This window comes from Amycolatopsis acidicola (assembly GCF_007713735.2).
GTDB classification, from domain to species: Bacteria; Actinomycetota; Actinomycetes; order Mycobacteriales; family Pseudonocardiaceae; genus Amycolatopsis_E; species Amycolatopsis_E acidicola.
In genome coordinates, this window is the sequence record NZ_VMNW02000047.1 from 45,460 (window position 1) to 63,420 (window position 17,961).

A 17,961-nucleotide genomic window follows, 5' to 3' on the forward strand; every position below is an offset into this window, starting at 1 on the left:
GGGTGCCATTCGTCAAACCGGGAGTGCCATTTCCTGCAACACGTGTTGCGTGAGTCCGGCGTGGTCGAACCGGGGGTGGGCGGCGGGGTCCATTTCGAACTCGCCGATGGCCTTGGAGGATTCCACGATGAGCTTGCAACGCTCGTACCGGCGTCCGGTGTATTCCGTGAACGCTTCGTCCAGATCCGTGGCGCGGCGCAGGCAGTCCGCGAGGACCACGCCGTCCTCGATGGCCTGCGCCGCGCCCTGGCCGAGGTGCGGGGTGATCGCGTGCACGGCGTCCCCGATCAGCACGATCCGGCCGCGGTGCCACGGCGCGGGGGCGATCAGCCATTCCTCCGGCCGGAACACGATCTCGGCGTCGTCGGCAAGGTTCTCCCGCACACGCGCGGTCAAGCCGCCGAACGGGGCGAGGTGGCGGCGCAGCTCACCCGCCAGCTCATCCCGGCCGAGCCGACGGCCTTCCGGCCAGGTCGTGTTGTAGAACAGGTACGCCAGCTCCGGCCCGATCGGCACGAAACCGACGATGCCCCCGGGGCCGTGCTGCAGGATGATCCGGTCGATCTCCGGCTCGCGCGGGATGTTCACGCGGAACGCCGACTGGCCGAGATAAACCGGCCGCAGATCCTCCCGCAGCACATACCGGCGCACCTGCGAGCGCACGCCGTCAGCGCCGACCACCAAGTCGAACACGTCCTCGGTACCGTCGTCGAAGACCACACCGACGCCGTCGCGCCCGTTGTCGAGTTCCGTGAAAGTTGTGTTGTAGCAAAGGGAAACGCCGGCAGCGAGGGCGCGGTCGGTGAGGATCCCGTGCAGGCTCGGCCTGGTCAGCCCGTTCATCGGCGGGAAGCCGGGGATCCTGGCCCCGGGCATGTCACGGACCGGGTTGCCGTCCACGTCGAGCATCCGGCCCCACGCCGTGGTCGCGTAGCCGGCCGCGAGACACGCCTCGGCGCAGCCGATCGCGTCCAGCGCCCGCAGCGCGTTCGCGGGCTGGATGATGCCCACCCCGTACACCGAAGAGTGCAGGTTTTCCCGCAGCTCCACCACACGCACGCCGAACCCCGCGTCCGCGAGCGCGATGGCGGTGGAGAGCCCGCCGATCCCGCCGCCGACCACGAGCACCCTGCCTCGCTCCACTGCGACCACCCTGTCCGCCGGTCCGGCGCGTCCCGCCGGGTCTGCGACGAACGTAATGACGATCAGCGGGCCGGGGTAAGGGCCACCGGCGCAACGTAACGTTGCACCGGTTTCCCTTGCGCCCCCGCGTGAAGGCTGCTCTCACACGGGCCGCGCCGCCGCGGCCGCCAGCGCGGCGACCTCGGGCTTGCGGATGTCCGAATGCGCGCCCCCGAACGAGCTGTCCTTCACGTTGTTGATGACGTCCCCGGCGTCGACGCGGTAGTAGGTCCCCGGCCGGAAGTCGAACGCCCCCAACGGGATCCGGATGTCCGCGGCCGGATCGACGTGCTGGTAGCCGTCCTTGCCCATCGCGTCCCACCGGCCGTCCGCCTCGGCCTCCGGGCCCGCGCCGGTGAGAAACGACGCCCTCGGGTACCAGACGCCGACGGCCCAGTCGAACGGGCTGAATGTCGCCAGCAAGGGACCGTGCACGCGGTCACCGAAGCCGTTCAACGCGCCCGGCCTGCCGAACGGATTCCCCTGTGCCGGGGCGAAGGACAGGTGCGAGAACGCTCCCTGGATGAGCAGCAGCGACGTGACCGGGCTCCGGTCCGGGGCGCCGACCCCGGCGAGCGCGAACGAGACCAGCCGCGCGCCGAAACTGTGCCCCAGCAGCTGCGCCCGCACAGCCGGCGCCCGCGTGTGCAGGTCCGCCAGCAACGGGCCGAGCCCGGTGCGGCCGATGTCCCCGGCGCGCGTCTTCATGACGTTGTAGGAGAGCACGCGCACGGCGTCCTTCGCCCCGTTGACGGCGCGGCCGAACCAGTCGCCGATGCCCTGAGCCCCGGCACCGGCGCCCTCGCTGCCGAACACCTTCGCGGTGCGCTGGAAGGCGTCCTTCGGGTTTTCGTTCAGCAGCAAGGAAAGCTCACCCGAGTCCTCCGGTTCGGCGTCGCCGGCCGGAGCTGCGATCGAGGAGATCAGCTCCTGGATCCTGCCCACGACGCGTTCCCGCTCCGCCTCGGTTTCCGTGGACACGGCGGGATCGCCTGGCGCGTCGAGGAGTTCGCCCAGCTCGGCCAAGGCCTTCTGCTGATCCGGGTCGCTGAACCCCGGCGCGAGCGAGGCGGCGATGTCGGCTCCCGAAACCTCGGCCGTGCGGGACTGCGGTTTGGCCACCCCGGCCATCGCGGGCGCGACGGCCGGAGTGGGAGGGAACCACAGCGAGGGCCAGAAGATCCCGGCGAAGCCCGGTTTCGGCAATCCGGCGGCGACGGCCGCGTCGCGGAGCATCGGGAACATCGCGTCGTAGAGGCTCTTGGCGGCGTCGTGCGCGGTGCCCCATCCGTGGCTGAAGAAGAAAAGCGTGGCGGGGTTTTCGGCGGCCACCTCGTCCAGGAAACGGTCTCTGTCCGGAGTGGACATCCCGCCCCGTTCGTCGAAGTTCAGCTCCCATCGCGGTTCGCCGCTGGGCATGCGTTCCATGGCTGTATGTCCTTCCGTCAGACGCCGGCGAGCATGCGCATCAGGTCGACGAGGCCGGCGCCCTGCGCGTACCGCTCGCGCCCGAGATCGACGGCGCTCGCGGTGAGCAGGTCCTTGATCAGGCGCGGCCTGCCGATGAACTCCGGCCGCGCGGACAGGAACGCCGCGACGACCCCGGAGACGTGCGGGGCGGCCATCGAGGTGCCGGACTGCTCCGCGTAGGTCGGCGCGCAGTCCGGCCCGCCGGGCGGGACGGCGAACCCGGCCCGCGCGCGGATTTCGCCGGTCGCCGCCGAGGAGATCCACTCCCCGGGAGCGACCACGTCCGGTTTCCGCCGCCCGTCGAGCGTGGGCCCCTTGCCGGAGGTCCACGTCACGCCGAACGCGTGCGGCGCGTCGCGATGCGTGGACCCGACGGCGATGCAGTCCTCGGCGTGCGCCGGTTCGGTGATCGAGCCGAGCACCGCCGACGTGGTCGAGCTGTCCCCGGGCGCGCTGGCCCCGTTGTTGCCCGCCGAGACGACCACGACCACCCCGGCCGCGACGAGCTGGTTCACCGCCTGGCACAACGGGGACTGCCCGGCCGCGTACTGCCCTGGCTCCCATTCGACGCCGAGGCTCATGTTGACCCCGTGCACGCGCGGCACGCCCGGATCGATGTTGACCTCGGTGCGCAGATAGGTCAGCGCGCGGATGACCGCGCTGGAGGAGGAGACCCACACGCCGCCCTTGCGCCGCATGACCTTGATGCTGAGCAGTTCGCACTCGGGCGCCATCCCGGACAGGACGTTGACATGCGCGCGCGGCACGTAGCCTCCGTCGCCCGGGTCGTTCGACTCGGCGACCTGCGGGTGCACGCCGGCCGGGGTGCATCCGGCGATGATCCCGGCGACGTGCGTGCCGTGCCCGGCCTCGTCCACCAGCGCGCGGGCGGGGTCGTCCGCGCCGCCGGGAGCGGGGCTGTTCGTGGCGGGGTCGACGTAGTAGCTGAAGTCGCGGTGCAGGCGGCTGGTCTTGCCGTCGGGTGCGGCCGCGCTGTCGTGCGCCAGTTCGAGTGCGGAGAAATGCGGATGGGTGGCGTCGATCCCGGTGTCGATGACGGCCCAGACGATGCCCTTGCCGCGGGCGCCGTAGGACTGCCAGGCAGCGTCGGCCTTCACTGTCGGCGCGGACCGGTCGATCTGCGGGCTCAGCGGATAATCGGGCCACACCCGGAAAATCGTCGGCGGGCGCCCGTCGTGGCGCTGGTCGGCGAGCACCATCTCGCGCAGTGCTTCACGGGACAGTACGCATTGGTAGAGCTTCGGGGCGATCAGCGCGAGCCCGTCCGGCACGCGCGGCTCCACGAGGTTCGCCGGTTCGCGCTCGGGCGGCCACCAGCCGTCGGCCTGTTCGGCGAATCCTTCCCACAGCGCGTAGAACTCGCGCCGCACGGCCGCGAGGCCACCCGGGTAGTTGACGTTGAGCTCGACCAGCATCGGCACTTTTTCGCGCGGGTCGGCCGGGGTGTCGGCGCCGGGCGGGAGGTTCAGGTCCCCGACGATGGGGGAGCGGCGGTGGCCCCCAGGTTCGTAACTCACCGTCCACCCCCGGTTCCCGGGCGGCGTTGCCCGCGAAAAGCTTGGTGCACAAGCATTTCGCGTGTCCTCGTGCGGGAGCTAGGGCCGAAAGGCAGCAGTTGGGCGGATACCGCGGCTCAGTTGTGGCCCTTCGCGAGGTGCTTGCCGTTCGAGTTCCCGCGGCCCTTCGGCGGCGGGTTCTTCGTCTGGCCCTTCTTGACCGGGGTCGGCCGCTTGGCGGAAGTCGGTGCGGGAGCGGGCGTTCCGGTGGTCTTCGGCGCGATGGGCACTGATTCGGCGATCGGCGTCGGCGCCGGGGTGGTGGTCGGCGCGGAGGGCTCCGTGGTGGTCGACTTCGGCGGGGGAGCGGCGGCGGTGAACGGCACGGCGGCGGGGGCCGCGACCGTCAGCGCGGTCGCGATCGCGAAGGCCGCCACCTTCGAGACGCCGGTGCCGGACGTCACCAACTGTGTGCCCTGGCCCAGCACCGCGGCCGCGGGCAGGCCGGTGACCTTGCGCAGGCGGCCGTTGTCGCCGCTGAGAGAGGTGGTGAGTTCCTGGCAGTGCGCGCAGTCCTGCAGATGCCGTTCGAGGAGCCTGGATTTGCGGCGTGGCAACGCATTCCGCAGCCACGCGCCCAGATGCCGCCTTGCCGCGGCGCAGGCCGGCGCCGTGGTGGCGGGGACCTGGTTCTGCAGGTACGCCTGACGCAGCCCCTCCCGCGCGCGCAGCCCGAGCGCGGCCACCGCGCGCGGCGTGATTCCCATGAGGGGGGCCACTTTCGCGGGCGGGATGCCTTCGATCTCGGTGTACCAGAGGACGGTCCGCCAGCGTTCGGGCAGTTCGCTGTAGGCCGACCACACCGTGCGGGATTCCCAGCGGCGCACCGCGAGTTCGTCGAGCCCCTGTGGCCCGTCGGGGCGTTCCGGGAGCTCTTCGTGCAGCTCGATCCGGCGGCTGCGCACTGTCCAGGCGCTGGCCAGGTTCCGCATCGTGACCAGCAGGTACGGGCGGAAGTTCTCGCTCGGCCCGGCGCCGCGGCGGATGGCGTCCAGTACGCGGGCGAACCCCTCGGACACCAGGTCGTCGCGCTCGGCCGCGTCGGCCGCCCAGCGGCTCGCGGCCGAGCGCGCGAACGCGACGTGCCGCTCGAAGAGGAGCTCGGTGGCGCGCTGGTCGCCGCGGCGGATCGCGGCGATCAGTGCCGCGTCGGCCGGCTGCTGCTCCGCATCGGCCATGCTCCCTCCGTTCCCCGGTACTCTCTGCTGGCAGTACCGGGACTCTCCGGGGCCGGCCGCCTTACGTGCCGTTCCCGGTGAACCAGATCACGAGAGCTGCATCTTCGGGGGTAACCCATACGGGTGTCCAGCCCCAGGCCAAGCTGTGACCTGGCGCCACAATCGGAGCCGCGATTCCGCCGGTTTTCCGGGCGAGTTCACACAGAGCGACGAACCGCTGCGTAATCCGGGGTTGTTTTCCGCTTCGGCGTGTTGTCACGATGCCAGGAGCTTCATCGCGAACGCGGAGGGGAGACCGCCATGGCGAAGCATCGCATCGATGACGAGTCGAACAGAGGGAGATGGGGAGGACCCGAGTTGGTCACGGCCGACACCGGCCGTCCGTCCGGCCGGCACCGCGGTGGCCAGCACCGCGGTAGTGCGCCCGCGGAGACCGTGGCGGCCACGGCGGTAGGCGCCACGGCGTCGACGGCCGCCGAGATCCCACCGGCCCGCCACGGCTGATCCGCCCGGGCGCGGGCGGTTGTCGGGCGCAGGCGGTTGTCGGGGACCGCTGGGTTTCGGCGCGGGTGATTGGCTGGGCGCTGCGTGGTTGTCGGCGCTGCTGACCCGGCCCTGCGTGGCTGGGCTTCGGCGCGGCTGTCTGCCCGGGTGCGGCTGATTGCCCGGTGCAGGGCGGTGCTTGGCGCACGGCTTACTGCCCGGGCGCGGATGACTGCCCGGTGCGGGTAGGTATCGGCGCGCGGCTGCCTGCTCGGCGAGGGCGGATATCGGGTTCTGGCCGGGTATCAGCGCGGGGCCGGACGTGCGCGTGGCTGCCTTGGCGCGGGCGTTTTGAGCGAGGCTGCCCAGGCGCGGGTGCTTTGCGCGGCTGGATATCCATGCGGCTGGGCGGCGGCGCGGCTCGGTAGCGGCGGGGATCGATATCGGCGCGGGCGGACATGCGCGCGGCTGAGTAGTGGCGTTGTAGTGGCGTTGCCGGACTTCGGCGAACAGCTGACCGTCGGGGGTAGCTGATCGCCGGGTGACTGGCCGCTCGGGCTCAGCGAGCGTGGCCCGTGAGTCTCAGCCGTTCGGCCGCTGGCCGGTGCCGCTCCGGTGGTGGCCGTAGCCGTCGCCGCCGTTGGGGCCCGGGCCGCGGTTCTGGAACTGGTGCTGGCCGGGCCTGCCGTCCGCGGTCGCGTGCCCGATCGCCCAGCCACCGGCCCCGCCGACAACGAACGCGGCGAACACGACAGCCGCCACGACGATCCCCCGCCGCCTGCGGCCCGCCCGCCCCGGATCGGCCGGGGGCGCCGGGTAATACCCGCCCGGCGCCCCCGGCTGAAAGAACGCCTGCGGCGCGCCTTGCTGCTGAGCCGCTCCGGGTTGCGGAGCCGCGCCTGCCTGCTGTCCCGCGGCTTGCTGTTGCTGAGCCCCGCCCGCCTGCTGCGCCGCTTCTGGCTGTTGTGCGCCGCCAGGCTGCTGCCCCGCATCCGCCTGATGCGCGGCGGTTTCCTCACCCGGCCCCGCGCCCGCCTGCCTGCTCCGCGCCCGCTTGCTGTGCCGCGCCCGCCTGCTGCGCCCCGCCCGCCTGCGGAGCCGCGCCTGGTTGCCGAGCTGCGCCCGCCTGCTCCGCGCCCGCCTGCTGCCCCGCAGCCACCTGGGGCGCGCCAGTCGCCTCGCCCGGCGCCGCGCCCGGTTGCGGGGCGGGGGTCTGTTCCGTCGGCTGATGCGCCGCCGACTGCTCGGTGGGCTGGTCGGCCTCGCCGGAGGGGGGTTCGTTTTCGGGCACTTGAGCTCCTGGGAAGAATCCGGTCACGTCCGAGCGTGCGCACCGAGTCTGACAGTCACCCGTGCAAAGCCTGAAAGTTCCCTGTGGATCCGCGCCCCAAAAAAGCCGCCCCACTGCCAAGCAGCGGCCGATTTCCCTTGTTGCACAAGCAAAGGACGACGCCCTCGTGCCGCCACCCCGCCGCCCCGATAAGTTGACCTCATGCGCCACCCCGACACCGTCCCCGACGAGGTGCTGCGCACGTCGATCGTCGAGCGGCTGTTCGCCCGCGCGGACGACGATCGCCCGGTGCTGACGCACCAGGATTTCCCCGCGTCCGCCGAGCACACGCTCACCTGGGCCGAGCTCGTCGCGAAGGTCCGCGTCGTGGCGGGGCGGCTGCGGGAGATCGCCGCCCCCGGCGACCGGGTCGCGATCGTCGCCGGGCAGGAGCTGGCGTACCCGGTCGCGTTCTTCGGGGCACTCGCGGCGGGCATGATCGCCGTCCCGCTGATGGACCCCGCGAGCCGCGCGCACCGCGTCCGCCTGACGAGCGCGCTCGCCGACTGCGCCGCGTCCGTCTGGCTCACGTCGTCGCGCGCGGCGGAGCGGGTGCGCGAGTTCGGGGCGCCGGAGCACCTGGTGGTCGTCGACGAACTGTCCGGCCCCGGCGCGGATCCCGTCGCGGTGGAGCCGGAAAGCCCGGCATACCTGCAGTACACGTCGGGCTCCACGCGCGAGCCCGCGGGCGCGGTGATCCCGCATCGCGCGGTGGCCGCCAGCTGCTGGCAGGCCTCGCTGGCGTACGAAGTGGACGAACGCACCACCTGCGCGGGCTGGATCCCGTTCTTCCACGACATGGGTCTCATCCAGCTGCTGTGCCTGCCCGTCTACGCCGGCGCCCGCTCCGTGTTCATGGCGCCCGCGGAATTCGTGCGCAAGCCCGAGCGCTGGCTGCGGCAGCTCTCCGACTACCCGCAGGTCTTCACCGCCGCCCCCAACTTCGCCTTCGACCTCGCCGTCGAGGCCGCGCCCCGCGAAGGTCTGGACCTCTCCGGGGTGCGGGTCGCGCTCAACGGCAGCGAGCCGGTCCGGCCGCGAACGGTCGAGAACTTCCGGAAAGCCTTTGGTCCCTTGGGGTTCCGCGCGGGGGCGCACCGCCCGTCGTACGGGCTCGCCGAGGCCACCGTGTACGTGTCGAGCGCCGGGCCGGAGGGTCCGACCATCACGGCGTTCGATCGCGCGGCGCTCGCGGAAGGGCGCGCGGTCGAGGCCGGGGGAGGCCACGAGCTGGTCTCCGTCGGCACGCCGGTGGGGCAGCTCGTGCGCGTCGTCCACAACGGAGTGTCGCAACCCGAGGGCCTGCTCGGCGAAGTCTGGGTGCACGGCCCGCACCTCGCGACCGGGTACTGGCGGCGCGGCAACGATTCGTTCGGCGCGACGCTCGACGGGATACCCGGCTGGCTCCGCACCGGCGACCTCGGGGTGTGGCACCGCGGCCAGTTGTACCTCACCGGCCGCCTCAAGGACCTCATCGTCCTCGACGGCCGCAACCACTACCCGCAGGACATCGAGGCGAGCGTCGCCCAGGCGCACCCGGCGATCCGGCGCGACAGGGTCGCCGCGTTCGGGATCGCCGATTCGCGCGGCGAAGGTGTCGTGGTGGCCGCGGAATGGGACGCGAGCGCCGAGCGGAAAGACGTCACGCGGGCGGTCTTCCGTGCCGTCGCGGCGGCGCACGACGTGAGCCTGCGCGCGGTGCGCCTGGTGACGGCGGGTGAACTTCCGAGGACTTCCAGTGGCAAGATCGCCCGCGCGGCGGCGAAGGAGCAGTATGGTGACGCCCGTGCCTGAGTACATCGCCGAGGTGCGCAAGATCGTGAGCGACACCTTCTTCCTGGACCCGGCGGCCATCGGCGAGGACACCCCGCTCGAGGAGCTCGGGATCGACTCCAAGGGCCGGATCCGGCTGCTCGCGATGCTCGAGGTGCACTACAAGATCTCCCTCGATCTCGACCGGCGTGACCAGCTGACCGACGTCGGCGCGGTCGCGAAGCTCGTGGCCGAGGCGCGGAGACCCGCGCCCGGCGACGCCTGATCAACTCCGTTGCACTAGCAACGGCACCGGGGGCGGGCGAGGAACGTCTCACAAGTGTCCGAAGGAACCGACCAAGGGGGCCTCGAAGCATGAGCAGCGGCGGGTACACCGCGAGCACCGACGCGATGCAGACCGCGTCGAAGAAGATCACCGGGCTGGCCGAAGACCTGCCGGACCAGAATCCCGATCTGTCGAGCACCCCGGTCAAGGCGGAGGGCTTCGGGCGCGCCCACGGCTCCCACGCCGACGCCTACACCAAGGGCATGAAGGCGCTGTGGGATTCGCTGCAGGGGTACTGCACCACGCTGAACACCTACGGCACCAACATCGGCAGCAGTGGTGCCGCCTACGGCCAGAACGAGGACGACCAGTCCGCCGCGATCACGGATGCGGGGACCGAGTAATGGCCGACGACACCACCACCTGGGCCGACGTCAAGAAGGTCCTCGACGACCCCGCCGTCCCGCACGACAAGAAGACCGACCTGATCAGCGCCTGGCAGTACGGCACCGGCGCCTCCGACGAGGACGTCGACCAGGACGAGGTCGACAAGTACGCCTCCGCCTACAACTCCGACCCGTTCTCCGGCGGCTCCGTCGCCGACACCCTCAAGGACGCCAAGGAAGCCGGCGACCAGGACAGCTACAACGAGGACCAGCAGACGAAGGCCGTCAACGACGGCAAGGACAAGCTGGAGGACCAGAAGGAGCCGGCGTCGGGCGGCGGGGGCACCAAGACCTCCGACGAGCTGTTCGACGCGGCCGCGCCCGCGCTGAAGGTGTTCGAGACCTTCGGTTCCCTGCTCGCGAAGATCCCGGACGACTGCCGCGGCAACACGCGCGCGCTCGACCTCGACAAGGACGTGCGCTCCCGGTTCGACGAGCAGCGCGGGATCAGCTTCGAGAACTTCCTCGCCGACGCCGACCACATGAAGACCGGGTCCACCACCCTTGATCAGTCCATTTCGGACACCGGGTCCGCGCTGAACACGCTGTTCGGCACGTGGACCGGTTCGGGCGCGGACGCCGCCTCGGACAACTACAACGACAAGATCAAGCCCAAGGCCACCAAACTGGTCCAGACCCTGGAGTCGGCAGGCGAGGCGACCAAGAGCTGCGCCACCACGGTTTTCCAGCTGTGCAAGGACAAGGCCGACTCGGTCGCGCAGCTCTACACCGACCAGGTGGGCAAGGCCGACTACACGATGGCGCAGAAGGTCGTCGCGGTCGCCAACGGCGAGCACGGCAGCAAGGACGATCTGGCCGACATCGCGGGCTGGATGGACCTGAACTTCGGCACCGACCTCGTCTCCACCCTCAACGACGACGGCTGCTGCGACGACGACGACATCAAGGCCGAGGGCGAGAAACTCGCGAAGCAGTGGGTGCAGAACCAGTTCAACCCGGATATGTGGGACCGGATCTGGACCAGTTTCGACAAGACCTGCAAGGACACCAAGGAGCACGTCGACAAGGCCTACGACGAGCTCGACAAGGTGATGAACAAGGTCAAGAACGAGTTCGAGGGCATGGACGACGTCGGCTCCGGCGCCGACTCGGTTTCGGGCGACGGCTCCGGTTCGGGCAACGGTTCCGGCAGTGGCAGTGGTTCGGGCAGCGGCTCGGGATCGGACTCCGGTTCCGGTTCCGGGGACTCCGGTTCCGGTTCCGGCAGTGGGTCGGGCTCGGAAAGTGACTCCGGTTCCGGGGACACGTCCGGTGACGACAGCACCACCAGCTCCGATTACACCGGCGATGCGGGTTCGGATTCCGGTTCCGGTTCGGGTTCCGACGTGCCGACCGGCAGCGGGACGACGGGCAGCGGTACCGGCAGCGGCAATGGTTCGGGAAGCAGCGGTTCCGGCGGCAGCGGTTCCGGAAGCTCGGCGCCGCCACTGGACGACTCCTCGACGACCGACCCGTCCGGCGACTCCCTCGGCGGCACGGGATCCGGCAGCGGTTCCGGCAGTGGCAGCGGCAGTGGTTCCGGCAGCAGCGGTTCCTCCTCGGACGATTCGGCCGCGCAGGAGCAAGCCGCGCAGGAGAAGCAGGAAGCCGAGCAGAAAGCCCAGGAGGAGAAGCAAAAGGCCCAGGCGGCGCTCAACTCCGCGGGCAGCGCGCTCGGCTCCGGTGGCTCGGGTTCCAGTGGCAGCAGCCTCGGGGGCTCCGGTTCGGACACGAGCGGCGACTCCTCCGACACTTCCGGTTCCGACACCTCGGGCTCGGGTTCGTCGGGCAGTGGTTCCTCGTCCGAGACCGACCCGTCGTCGGACATCGACGCCGCGAAGCAGAAGGCGCAGGAGGCGCTCAACTCGGTCGGCGGCGGCAGCGGTTCTTCCGGCGGCGGCTCGGACTCCGGTTCCTCCGGCAGTGGTTTCGACAACTACGAGGGCGGCGAAGGGATCCAGACCGAGTCCGGCGACTCCGCCGGCAGCGATACCTCGGGCAGCGACTCCTCCGGCAAGGATTCCTCCGGCAGTGATTCGGAACTCGAAGCGGCCAAGCAGAAGGCGCAGGACGCCCTCAGCGGCGCGAGCGACTCCCTCACCGGCGACAACGGCGATTCGGCCGACGGCAAGGAGGGCTCCGACGACCCGGACACGATGAAGGTCGAGCAGGGCGGCAAGACCTTCGAGATGACCGAGCCGGACAAGAACGGCGCCATGGACATCAAGGTCGACGGCGGCGCCGGGGACCTGAAGGACTACAAGCTCGACTGGACCCCGGACAGCGGCACCGCCGCGGGCCAGGACGGGCAGCCGAACGCCGACGGCACCTACCAGCCCGGGGCCGACGGCAAGATCCACATCAAGGACGGCGACCTCGATATCACCGCGGAGCGGCCGGACGGGGCGGACGGCCCCACGAAGGTCACGGTCGACGACGGCACCGGCAGCCCGGCGACGTACACCCTGGGCGACGAGAACGGCTCGTCCGGTTCGGACTCCGGAAGCCTGGGCGACTCGTCGAGCCTGTCCGGCGACCTGGACGACCCGATGAAGCTCTCCTCCGACACCGCGAGCTCCTCGGACTTCAGCGCCGGCAGCCTCTCCGGCGGTGACGGCGGCGGCGGTGGCGGCGACATCAGCGCGGGCGACATCTCCACGTCGTCGGCCGGCAGCGGAGTCGGCGACATCGGCACCACGGCCACGCCCTCCGGCGACGGTTCCCAGCTCGGCACCGGCGTCCAGACCGGAGGCGCCGCGGCGGCAGCACCCGCCGCGGCCGCTCCGGCGGCGGCCGCGGCCACGTCCGGGGCGGCGGGCACGTCGACCACCGGGATGTCCGGAATGGGCGGCATGATGGGCGGGATGGGCGGCATGAACCAAGGAGGGGACAACCAGGAACGCGGCTCCCGGGCGTACAAGATCGACGGCAACATCTTCGGCGATGCCCAGAAACCGGGCCCCCGCATCATCGGCTCGCTCGACGACGAGGACCGCCCGGCCAAGAAGCGGCGCTGAGCCGCGACGGAAAGGAATCCATGGTCTCCCAGGAGATCCAGCAACTGCGGGCCACCCTGGACGGGCTGGTCCGGGAGCAGGCCGACCGGCGTGCGCTGCGCGAGCGGCAGGGCGAGGAGATCAAGGCCCGCGCCCAGGAGTACATGACCGAGCAGGTGCAGGCGGCCGAGCGCTACGTGCAGCTGCGGCGTGAGCTCGGCAAGCAGAGCGAAGCCGACGAGGAGGACGAGGAGCTCGAGTCCTTCGGCGAGCCGGAGGAGTTCGCCGAGGAGGACGCGGCCGCGGCGCCCCCGCCGGCCGCGACGCCACCGGCCCCGGCTTCACCGCCGCCGCCTCCGCCCGCGCCGGAGCCGGTCCGGGCGGCCCGCGCGCCGCGGCGGCCCGCTCAGGAAGCCGAGGAAGAAGACGACGACGACTTCCTGAACATCCGCTGGCGCGACGACGACTGATCGCGTTCGCCTCAGCAGCGCCCCGCCGGACCCATCCGGCGGGGCGCTGCTCGGCCTGCTTCAGCTCGGATGGGCAACTAGCCTGGGGCGGAGTCGGCGAAAGGAGTGAACCGGTGGCGAAGGTGCTGTTCGTGATGACCGGTGCGGACCACTTGACCCTGCAGGACGGCACCCGGCACGCGACCGGGTACTGGGCCGAGGAAGCCGTGGTACCGCTGGAAAAGCTCAAGGCGGCCGGACACGAGGTGGTGGTGGGCACCCCCCGTGGCGTGCGCCCGCCGGTGGACGAGGCGAGCCTCGCGCCGGGCGCCGCGGGTGGTGGGGACGAAGCGGGAAGGCTCGGCGAAGCGGTGCGGAACGAGCCGGAGTTCGCGCACCCGGTCGCGCTCTCGGACGTGCGCCTGGAGAGCTACGACGCGGTCTTCGTGCCGGGCGGGCACGGCCCGATGGAGGACTTGGCGGGCGACGTCGAGTCCGGGCGGATCCTCACCGGGGCGCTCAACGCGGACATGCCCGTCGCGCTCGTCTGCCACGGCCCGGCCGCGCTCCTCGCGGCCGCCGATGGCAAGGGCGGCAACGCTTTCGCCGGCTACCGGGTGGCGGCGTTCACCAACGCCGAGGAGGACCAGGGCGGGCTGGCGGACAAGGTGCCATGGCTGCTGCAGGACAGGCTGGCCAAGGCGGGCCTCGACGTGGACGAGGCCACGCCGTGGGAGCCGCACGTGGTGACCGACCGCGCCGTGCTCACCGGGCAGAACCCGGCCTCGGCGAGCCCGCTCGCGGACGTGCTCGTCGAGCGCCTCGCGGGAAGGCCCTGAGCGGCGGGCCCTCCCGCGCGGCGGCACAACACGTCGAAGCACCGCCTAAACGCTCGGCTCGGGTGTGCGTGCCGCGCGCGTCCGGGCGGCCGCCGCGAAGGGGAGCAGCACCACCTGCAGGACCACCGCGACGATCACCAGCACGAGCCGGATCACCCAGCCGCCGTCGAAGAAGCTCGCGAAGATCGCGGGCGGGCCCAGCAGCACGCCGAGGTACGTCGCCTGCGAAACGAGCCCGCTCGTGGCGCCCAGCGTTTCGGTGCTCGGCGCCGCGCCCGGGACGAACGTCCAGATCAGGCCGTTCACGGTGCCGATCCCCAGCGAGAACACGCACACCGCCACGCACGCGCCCGCGAAACCGGTGGCGGGCAAATAAAGCGCGACCCCGCCGGCGAGCGTGATCACCCCGGCGGTGACGCCGATCCGGCGGGCCCGCACCCCCGCCTTCAGCAGGTACCCGGCCGAGAGCGAACCCACGACCACGAACACCTCGGCGATCGTGCCGACCCCGGCCGCCGTCTTCACCGACACCCCGAACGACGCCGTCAGGTACACGGTGAGCGCGTTCATGATCCCGGTCTGGATGAACGCCGAGAACCCGGAAGCCAGCGCGACCCGGTACGGCGGCAGGCTCTTCAGCACCGCCCAGATGTCCGCGAGCTTGCGCGCCGGCGCGTCGTTTTCCGTGCGCCCCGGCAGGAAAACGGCCGCGATGGCGAGCAACGCCATCAGCACCGCGTGCCCGCCGAACGCCCACCGCCACGCCTGCCCATGCCCCGCGAGCGGCGCGATGATCGTCAGCGTCAGGCCGACGCCGACCGCCGTATGCGAAGCCCACACGCCGAGGGCGACGGCCCGCCGCGGCCCGCTGGTGGTGCGCATCATCATCGTCACGGCGCCGACGGTCAGCGAAAGATACCCGACGCCCTCGACGAGCCGCCCGGTGAACAGCACGCCGCCGGTGTGGGAGAAGAACACGATCACGTTGCCCGCCAAGGCGAACAGCGAGCCGGCGAAGATCACCCGCTTGTCGCCGACGCGGTCGATCAGCCAGCCGCCGAAGACCGCGGCGATCGCGGTGACCAGCGACGGCACCGAGATCACCCAGCCCGAAGCCGCCGAGCCGAGCGCGAACTGTTTCGCCATGTCCGCGATGACCGGGACGGACTGCGTGACCAGCGAGGTCGCGACGACGCCGTAGAGGTAGAGCAGGATCAGGGAAGGCCAGCTACCGGGTCTCATCATTGAGATCACTCCGATTCGGGGGAAGGTCAGGTCCAGGCGAGGAGGCGGCGGATGTTCCCGCCCAGCACGAGTTCGCGCTCGGGGCCGGTCAACCAGGGCAGGGCTTCGGCGAACTGCGCCACGCATTGCCGGTACGGATGGTGCAGGCGCGACAGGTCGCTGGCCCACACGACGCGCTCCGGGCCGAAGGCGCCGAAGATCCGCCGCAGCGGCTCGTCCAGCGAGGGGAACGGATACGGGTCCAGCGCGTAGTCGCCCACCCCGGCGGCTTTCACGTGCACGCCGGGGAAATCGGCCAGTGCCAGCAATTCCGGCAGGTGCTCGAACGCGGCCGGACCCGAGGCGCCGCGCGGCACGCCGAGGTGGTCCACGATGATCCGCAGCCCGGGGAACCGCCGCGCCAGATCGGCCGCGAGCTTCAGCGCACCCGGGATCAGCAGTGCCACGACGAGGCCGGTTTCCTCGGCCACCGGCCACAGTTCCTCGTAGTGCCCGGCCAGCAGCGGCGCGCGGCGTTCCTCGGTGTTGAACAGGAACCGCATGCCCGTCATCCCCGGCTGCTCCAGCCAGGTCCTGGCCTGCGCGACCGGATCGGCGTCCGGATCGGGCAGGCCCATCACCGTGAACCGCCCGGGCGCGGCCGCCGCGAGCTCCAGCGAGTACGCGTTGCCGTCCGGATCCCACAGCGGGGGCACGAGCACCGCCCGCGACACCCCGGCCGCCGCCATTTCGGCCTCCAGCACCTCCCGGGTGATCGGTTCCCGGCGGTGGTGCCCGGTGGACTGCCCGGCGGACCAGGCGTGCACCTGCGCGTCGACGATCTCCACGGCTCAGCCCTCGAACAGCCGGCCGGCGCCGGGGATCGTGCCGGTCCACCCGGCGGCGGTCAGGACCGACCACAACATGGCCTGGTTGCTCGTCACCACTGGCCTCCCTAGGTCTCGTTCCAGCGCCGGTGCCGCCTCGAACGCGCGGACGTTGGCGCACGACAGCAGCACCGCGCCGGTCGAATCGTCGACGTGCTCACGTGCCGCGTCCGCGATCCGCGCCGGGTCGAGGAGCGCGGCCTTCTTCGCGTCGTCGAAGCCGAGCGACACCGTGCGCCGCACCGAAAACCCTGACGCCGTCAGGGAATCCCGCTCGATCCGCGCGGACTCCCCGGTGAACGGGCAGACGTGCAGCAGCCCGTCCGCCCGCAGCACGCGCAGGGCCTGTTTGATCGCGACCATCGTGTTGGTCGACGGGACCCCGAGCTGCGAGGTCATCCGCCGGGCGAGCGCTTCGTCGCCCAGCGGATCCCACGCCACGCTCGCGCCGGTGCAGTTGAACGCGATCGCGTCGGGGGAGAAGTCGGCCAGCAGCGAGGCTTCGTCGGTCGCTTCGAGGTACGCGCGGGCGAGGCTTTCCGTGGTCACGCGGCCGTTTTCCTTGCGCAGCCGGATCCGGTGCACGTGGTAGGCGACGTCGGCCGGACAGAAGGCGCGGAAGTCGTCCTCGGCGATGGTGTTCAGCGACGGCACGATCATGCCGATCCGGAGCTCACTCATGGGCGTCCTCCAGCCGCGGCGCGGACTCGCCCGCCAGGCTCCGGTCGATCGACTCCAGCGACCGGCCCCTGGCCTCGACCCCGAGGGACAGATAGGTCACGCCGCACACCAGCAGGCACACCGCGAGGAAGGAGAAAGCGGGTACCACGGCCGAAGTGGTGGCCGCTGGGCTGACGATGTTGCCGGAGCCCACGATCACCGCGAGCCCGACCGGGCCGAGGATCTTGCCGACCGAACCGGTCAGTCCCGCGTAGCCGGACCCGCTGCCGCGCAACCGGGACGGCCAGATCTCCGTGGAATACAGGGCGCACACGGAGAACCCGCCGTCGGCGAACACGAAGGCCACCAGCAGCGGCAGCCAGAACAGCGACGCGGGCAGGAAGATCCCGTTGCCGGTCAGCCCGGCCAGCAGTGTCGCCACGGCGGCCGCCAGCGCGAAGTACCCGCCCGTGCGGCGCCTGCCGACCCGGTCCGCCAGCCGTGCCGCGAGCAGGCGCGAGCCGATCCCCGCGACGCTGAAGGCGATCATCACCTTCGCCGCGTCGCCCGAGGAGATCAGCTGAACCTGTGCCAGCAGCATCGGCGCCCACAGCACGATCCCGTAGTAGCCGGTCATCAGCCCGAGATTCACCAGCGTCGAGGTGACGACCTGGCGGGGGAAGGCGAAGATGTGCCGCCACCGGTCGTGCGGGCTCGGCGGGGGCACGTCCAGCTCGCCGTCGAACCGCGCTTCCCCGAGCGCCCACGCGACCGATTTCCTTGCGGCTTCGGGCTTTCCGTGCAGGCTGAGCCACCGCGCCGACTCCGGGATGAACGCCGCGCCGGCGAGCGCGACCAGCGCGGGCAGTGCGCCGAGGGCGAACGTCCACCGCCAGCCGATGCCCGGGATGAGGTACGCCCCGCTGAACGAGCCGAGCAGCAGCCCGCCGGTGGTGATCGCGGAGACCACGCCGGTGAGCATCCCGCGCCGTCGCGGCGGCATGAACTCGTGCACCAGCGAAACCTGCACGAAGTAGCCTGCCGTCGCGAACCCGATGACCGTGCGCAGCACGGCCATGTAGACCCAGCCGCCCTCGGCGCACTGCCCGCGCTGGTCGCGCTCGCCGGCGCGGCGTTCATCCCGGAGTCGGCGCGGTGGCTCAGCCTGCACGGAAAGCCCGAAGCCGCAAGGAAATCGGTCG

At 71.5% G+C, this 17,961-nt stretch carries 16 protein-coding genes; 6 read left to right on the forward strand and 10 right to left on the reverse strand.

Translation table 11 applies throughout. From position 1 onward, the window contains the following. Nucleotides 1-12: 12 nt before the first annotated feature. The 6 genes from FPZ12_RS27060 to FPZ12_RS45735 form a co-directional block, all read right to left on the reverse strand. Nucleotides 13-1,143 (reverse strand): FAD-dependent monooxygenase, encoded by a 1,131-nt coding sequence (locus FPZ12_RS27060; RefSeq protein WP_166462923.1) that lies wholly within the window; start codon nt 1,141-1,143, stop codon nt 13-15. A gap of 141 nt (nt 1,144-1,284) precedes the next feature. Continuing rightward, the gene (locus FPZ12_RS27065) at nt 1,285-2,610 is read right to left on the reverse strand and encodes a hypothetical protein (protein ID WP_144760618.1); all 1,326 of its coding nucleotides are present in this window, start codon (nt 2,608-2,610) and stop codon (nt 1,285-1,287) included. Nucleotides 2,611-2,627: 17 nt separating this feature from the next. Next, the gene (locus FPZ12_RS27070; protein WP_208026023.1) at nt 2,628-4,190 is read right to left on the reverse strand and encodes a S8 family serine peptidase; all 1,563 of its coding nucleotides are present in this window, start codon (nt 4,188-4,190) and stop codon (nt 2,628-2,630) included. 116 nt (nt 4,191-4,306) lie between these two features. Then, nucleotides 4,307-5,407 (reverse strand): sigma-70 family RNA polymerase sigma factor, encoded by a 1,101-nt coding sequence (locus tag FPZ12_RS46090; RefSeq protein ID WP_208026024.1) that lies wholly within the window; start codon nt 5,405-5,407, stop codon nt 4,307-4,309. Nucleotides 5,408-6,472: 1,065 nt separating this feature from the next. Beyond that, nucleotides 6,473-6,652, reverse strand: coding sequence for a hypothetical protein (locus FPZ12_RS27080; protein WP_144760615.1), 180 nt, complete (start codon nt 6,650-6,652; stop codon nt 6,473-6,475). A gap of 253 nt (nt 6,653-6,905) precedes the next feature. Further along, nucleotides 6,906-7,181: a hypothetical protein gene (locus tag FPZ12_RS45735; protein WP_166462924.1), complete on the reverse strand. Its 276-nt coding sequence runs from the start codon at nt 7,179-7,181 to the stop codon at nt 6,906-6,908. Between the two features lie 201 nt (nt 7,182-7,382). Here FPZ12_RS45735 and FPZ12_RS27090 point away from each other — a divergent pair, with 201 nt between their 5' ends. From FPZ12_RS27090 to FPZ12_RS27115, 6 genes are all read left to right on the forward strand, one after another. Beyond that, a complete protein-coding gene (locus tag FPZ12_RS27090) occupies nt 7,383-9,014 on the forward strand; it encodes a fatty acyl-AMP ligase (protein ID WP_144760815.1) in 1,632 nt (543 codons plus the stop codon). Next, nucleotides 9,007-9,258: an acyl carrier protein gene (locus FPZ12_RS27095; protein WP_243770049.1), complete on the forward strand. Its 252-nt coding sequence runs from the start codon at nt 9,007-9,009 to the stop codon at nt 9,256-9,258. The genes FPZ12_RS27090 and FPZ12_RS27095 overlap by 8 nt, the downstream gene beginning before the upstream one ends. A gap of 89 nt (nt 9,259-9,347) precedes the next feature. After that, the gene (locus FPZ12_RS27100) at nt 9,348-9,662 is read left to right on the forward strand and encodes a hypothetical protein (RefSeq protein WP_144760810.1); all 315 of its coding nucleotides are present in this window, start codon (nt 9,348-9,350) and stop codon (nt 9,660-9,662) included. Next, nucleotides 9,662-12,721 (forward strand): WXG100 family type VII secretion target, encoded by a 3,060-nt coding sequence (locus FPZ12_RS27105; RefSeq protein ID WP_144760807.1) that lies wholly within the window; start codon nt 9,662-9,664, stop codon nt 12,719-12,721. The genes FPZ12_RS27100 and FPZ12_RS27105 overlap by 1 nt, the downstream gene beginning before the upstream one ends. A gap of 20 nt (nt 12,722-12,741) precedes the next feature. Next, nucleotides 12,742-13,170 carry a hypothetical protein gene (locus FPZ12_RS27110; protein WP_150980518.1) on the forward strand — a complete coding sequence of 143 codons (429 nt, stop codon included), beginning with the start codon at nt 12,742-12,744 and terminating at the stop codon, nt 13,168-13,170. A gap of 113 nt (nt 13,171-13,283) precedes the next feature. Continuing rightward, a complete protein-coding gene (locus FPZ12_RS27115; RefSeq protein WP_144760801.1) occupies nt 13,284-13,988 on the forward strand; it encodes a type 1 glutamine amidotransferase domain-containing protein in 705 nt (234 codons plus the stop codon). A gap of 45 nt (nt 13,989-14,033) precedes the next feature. Here the strand turns inward: FPZ12_RS27115 and FPZ12_RS27120 are convergent, their stop codons facing one another. The 4 genes from FPZ12_RS27120 to FPZ12_RS27135 form a co-directional block, all read right to left on the reverse strand. Further along, the gene (locus FPZ12_RS27120; RefSeq protein ID WP_166462925.1) at nt 14,034-15,233 is read right to left on the reverse strand and encodes an MFS transporter; all 1,200 of its coding nucleotides are present in this window, start codon (nt 15,231-15,233) and stop codon (nt 14,034-14,036) included. A 26-nt stretch (nt 15,234-15,259) separates the two neighbouring features. After that, nucleotides 15,260-16,060: an amidohydrolase family protein gene (locus tag FPZ12_RS27125; protein WP_144760794.1), complete on the reverse strand. Its 801-nt coding sequence runs from the start codon at nt 16,058-16,060 to the stop codon at nt 15,260-15,262. A 3-nt stretch (nt 16,061-16,063) separates the two neighbouring features. Then, complete coding sequence (locus FPZ12_RS27130; protein ID WP_144760791.1) at nt 16,064-16,780, reverse strand: maleate cis-trans isomerase family protein; 717 nt, start codon at nt 16,778-16,780, stop codon at nt 16,064-16,066. Beyond that, nucleotides 16,773-17,961, reverse strand: a 1,189-nt coding sequence (locus FPZ12_RS27135) for an MFS transporter (RefSeq protein WP_150980521.1), incomplete at its 5' end; no start/stop codon positions are given. The genes FPZ12_RS27135 and FPZ12_RS27130, both read right to left, overlap by 8 nt.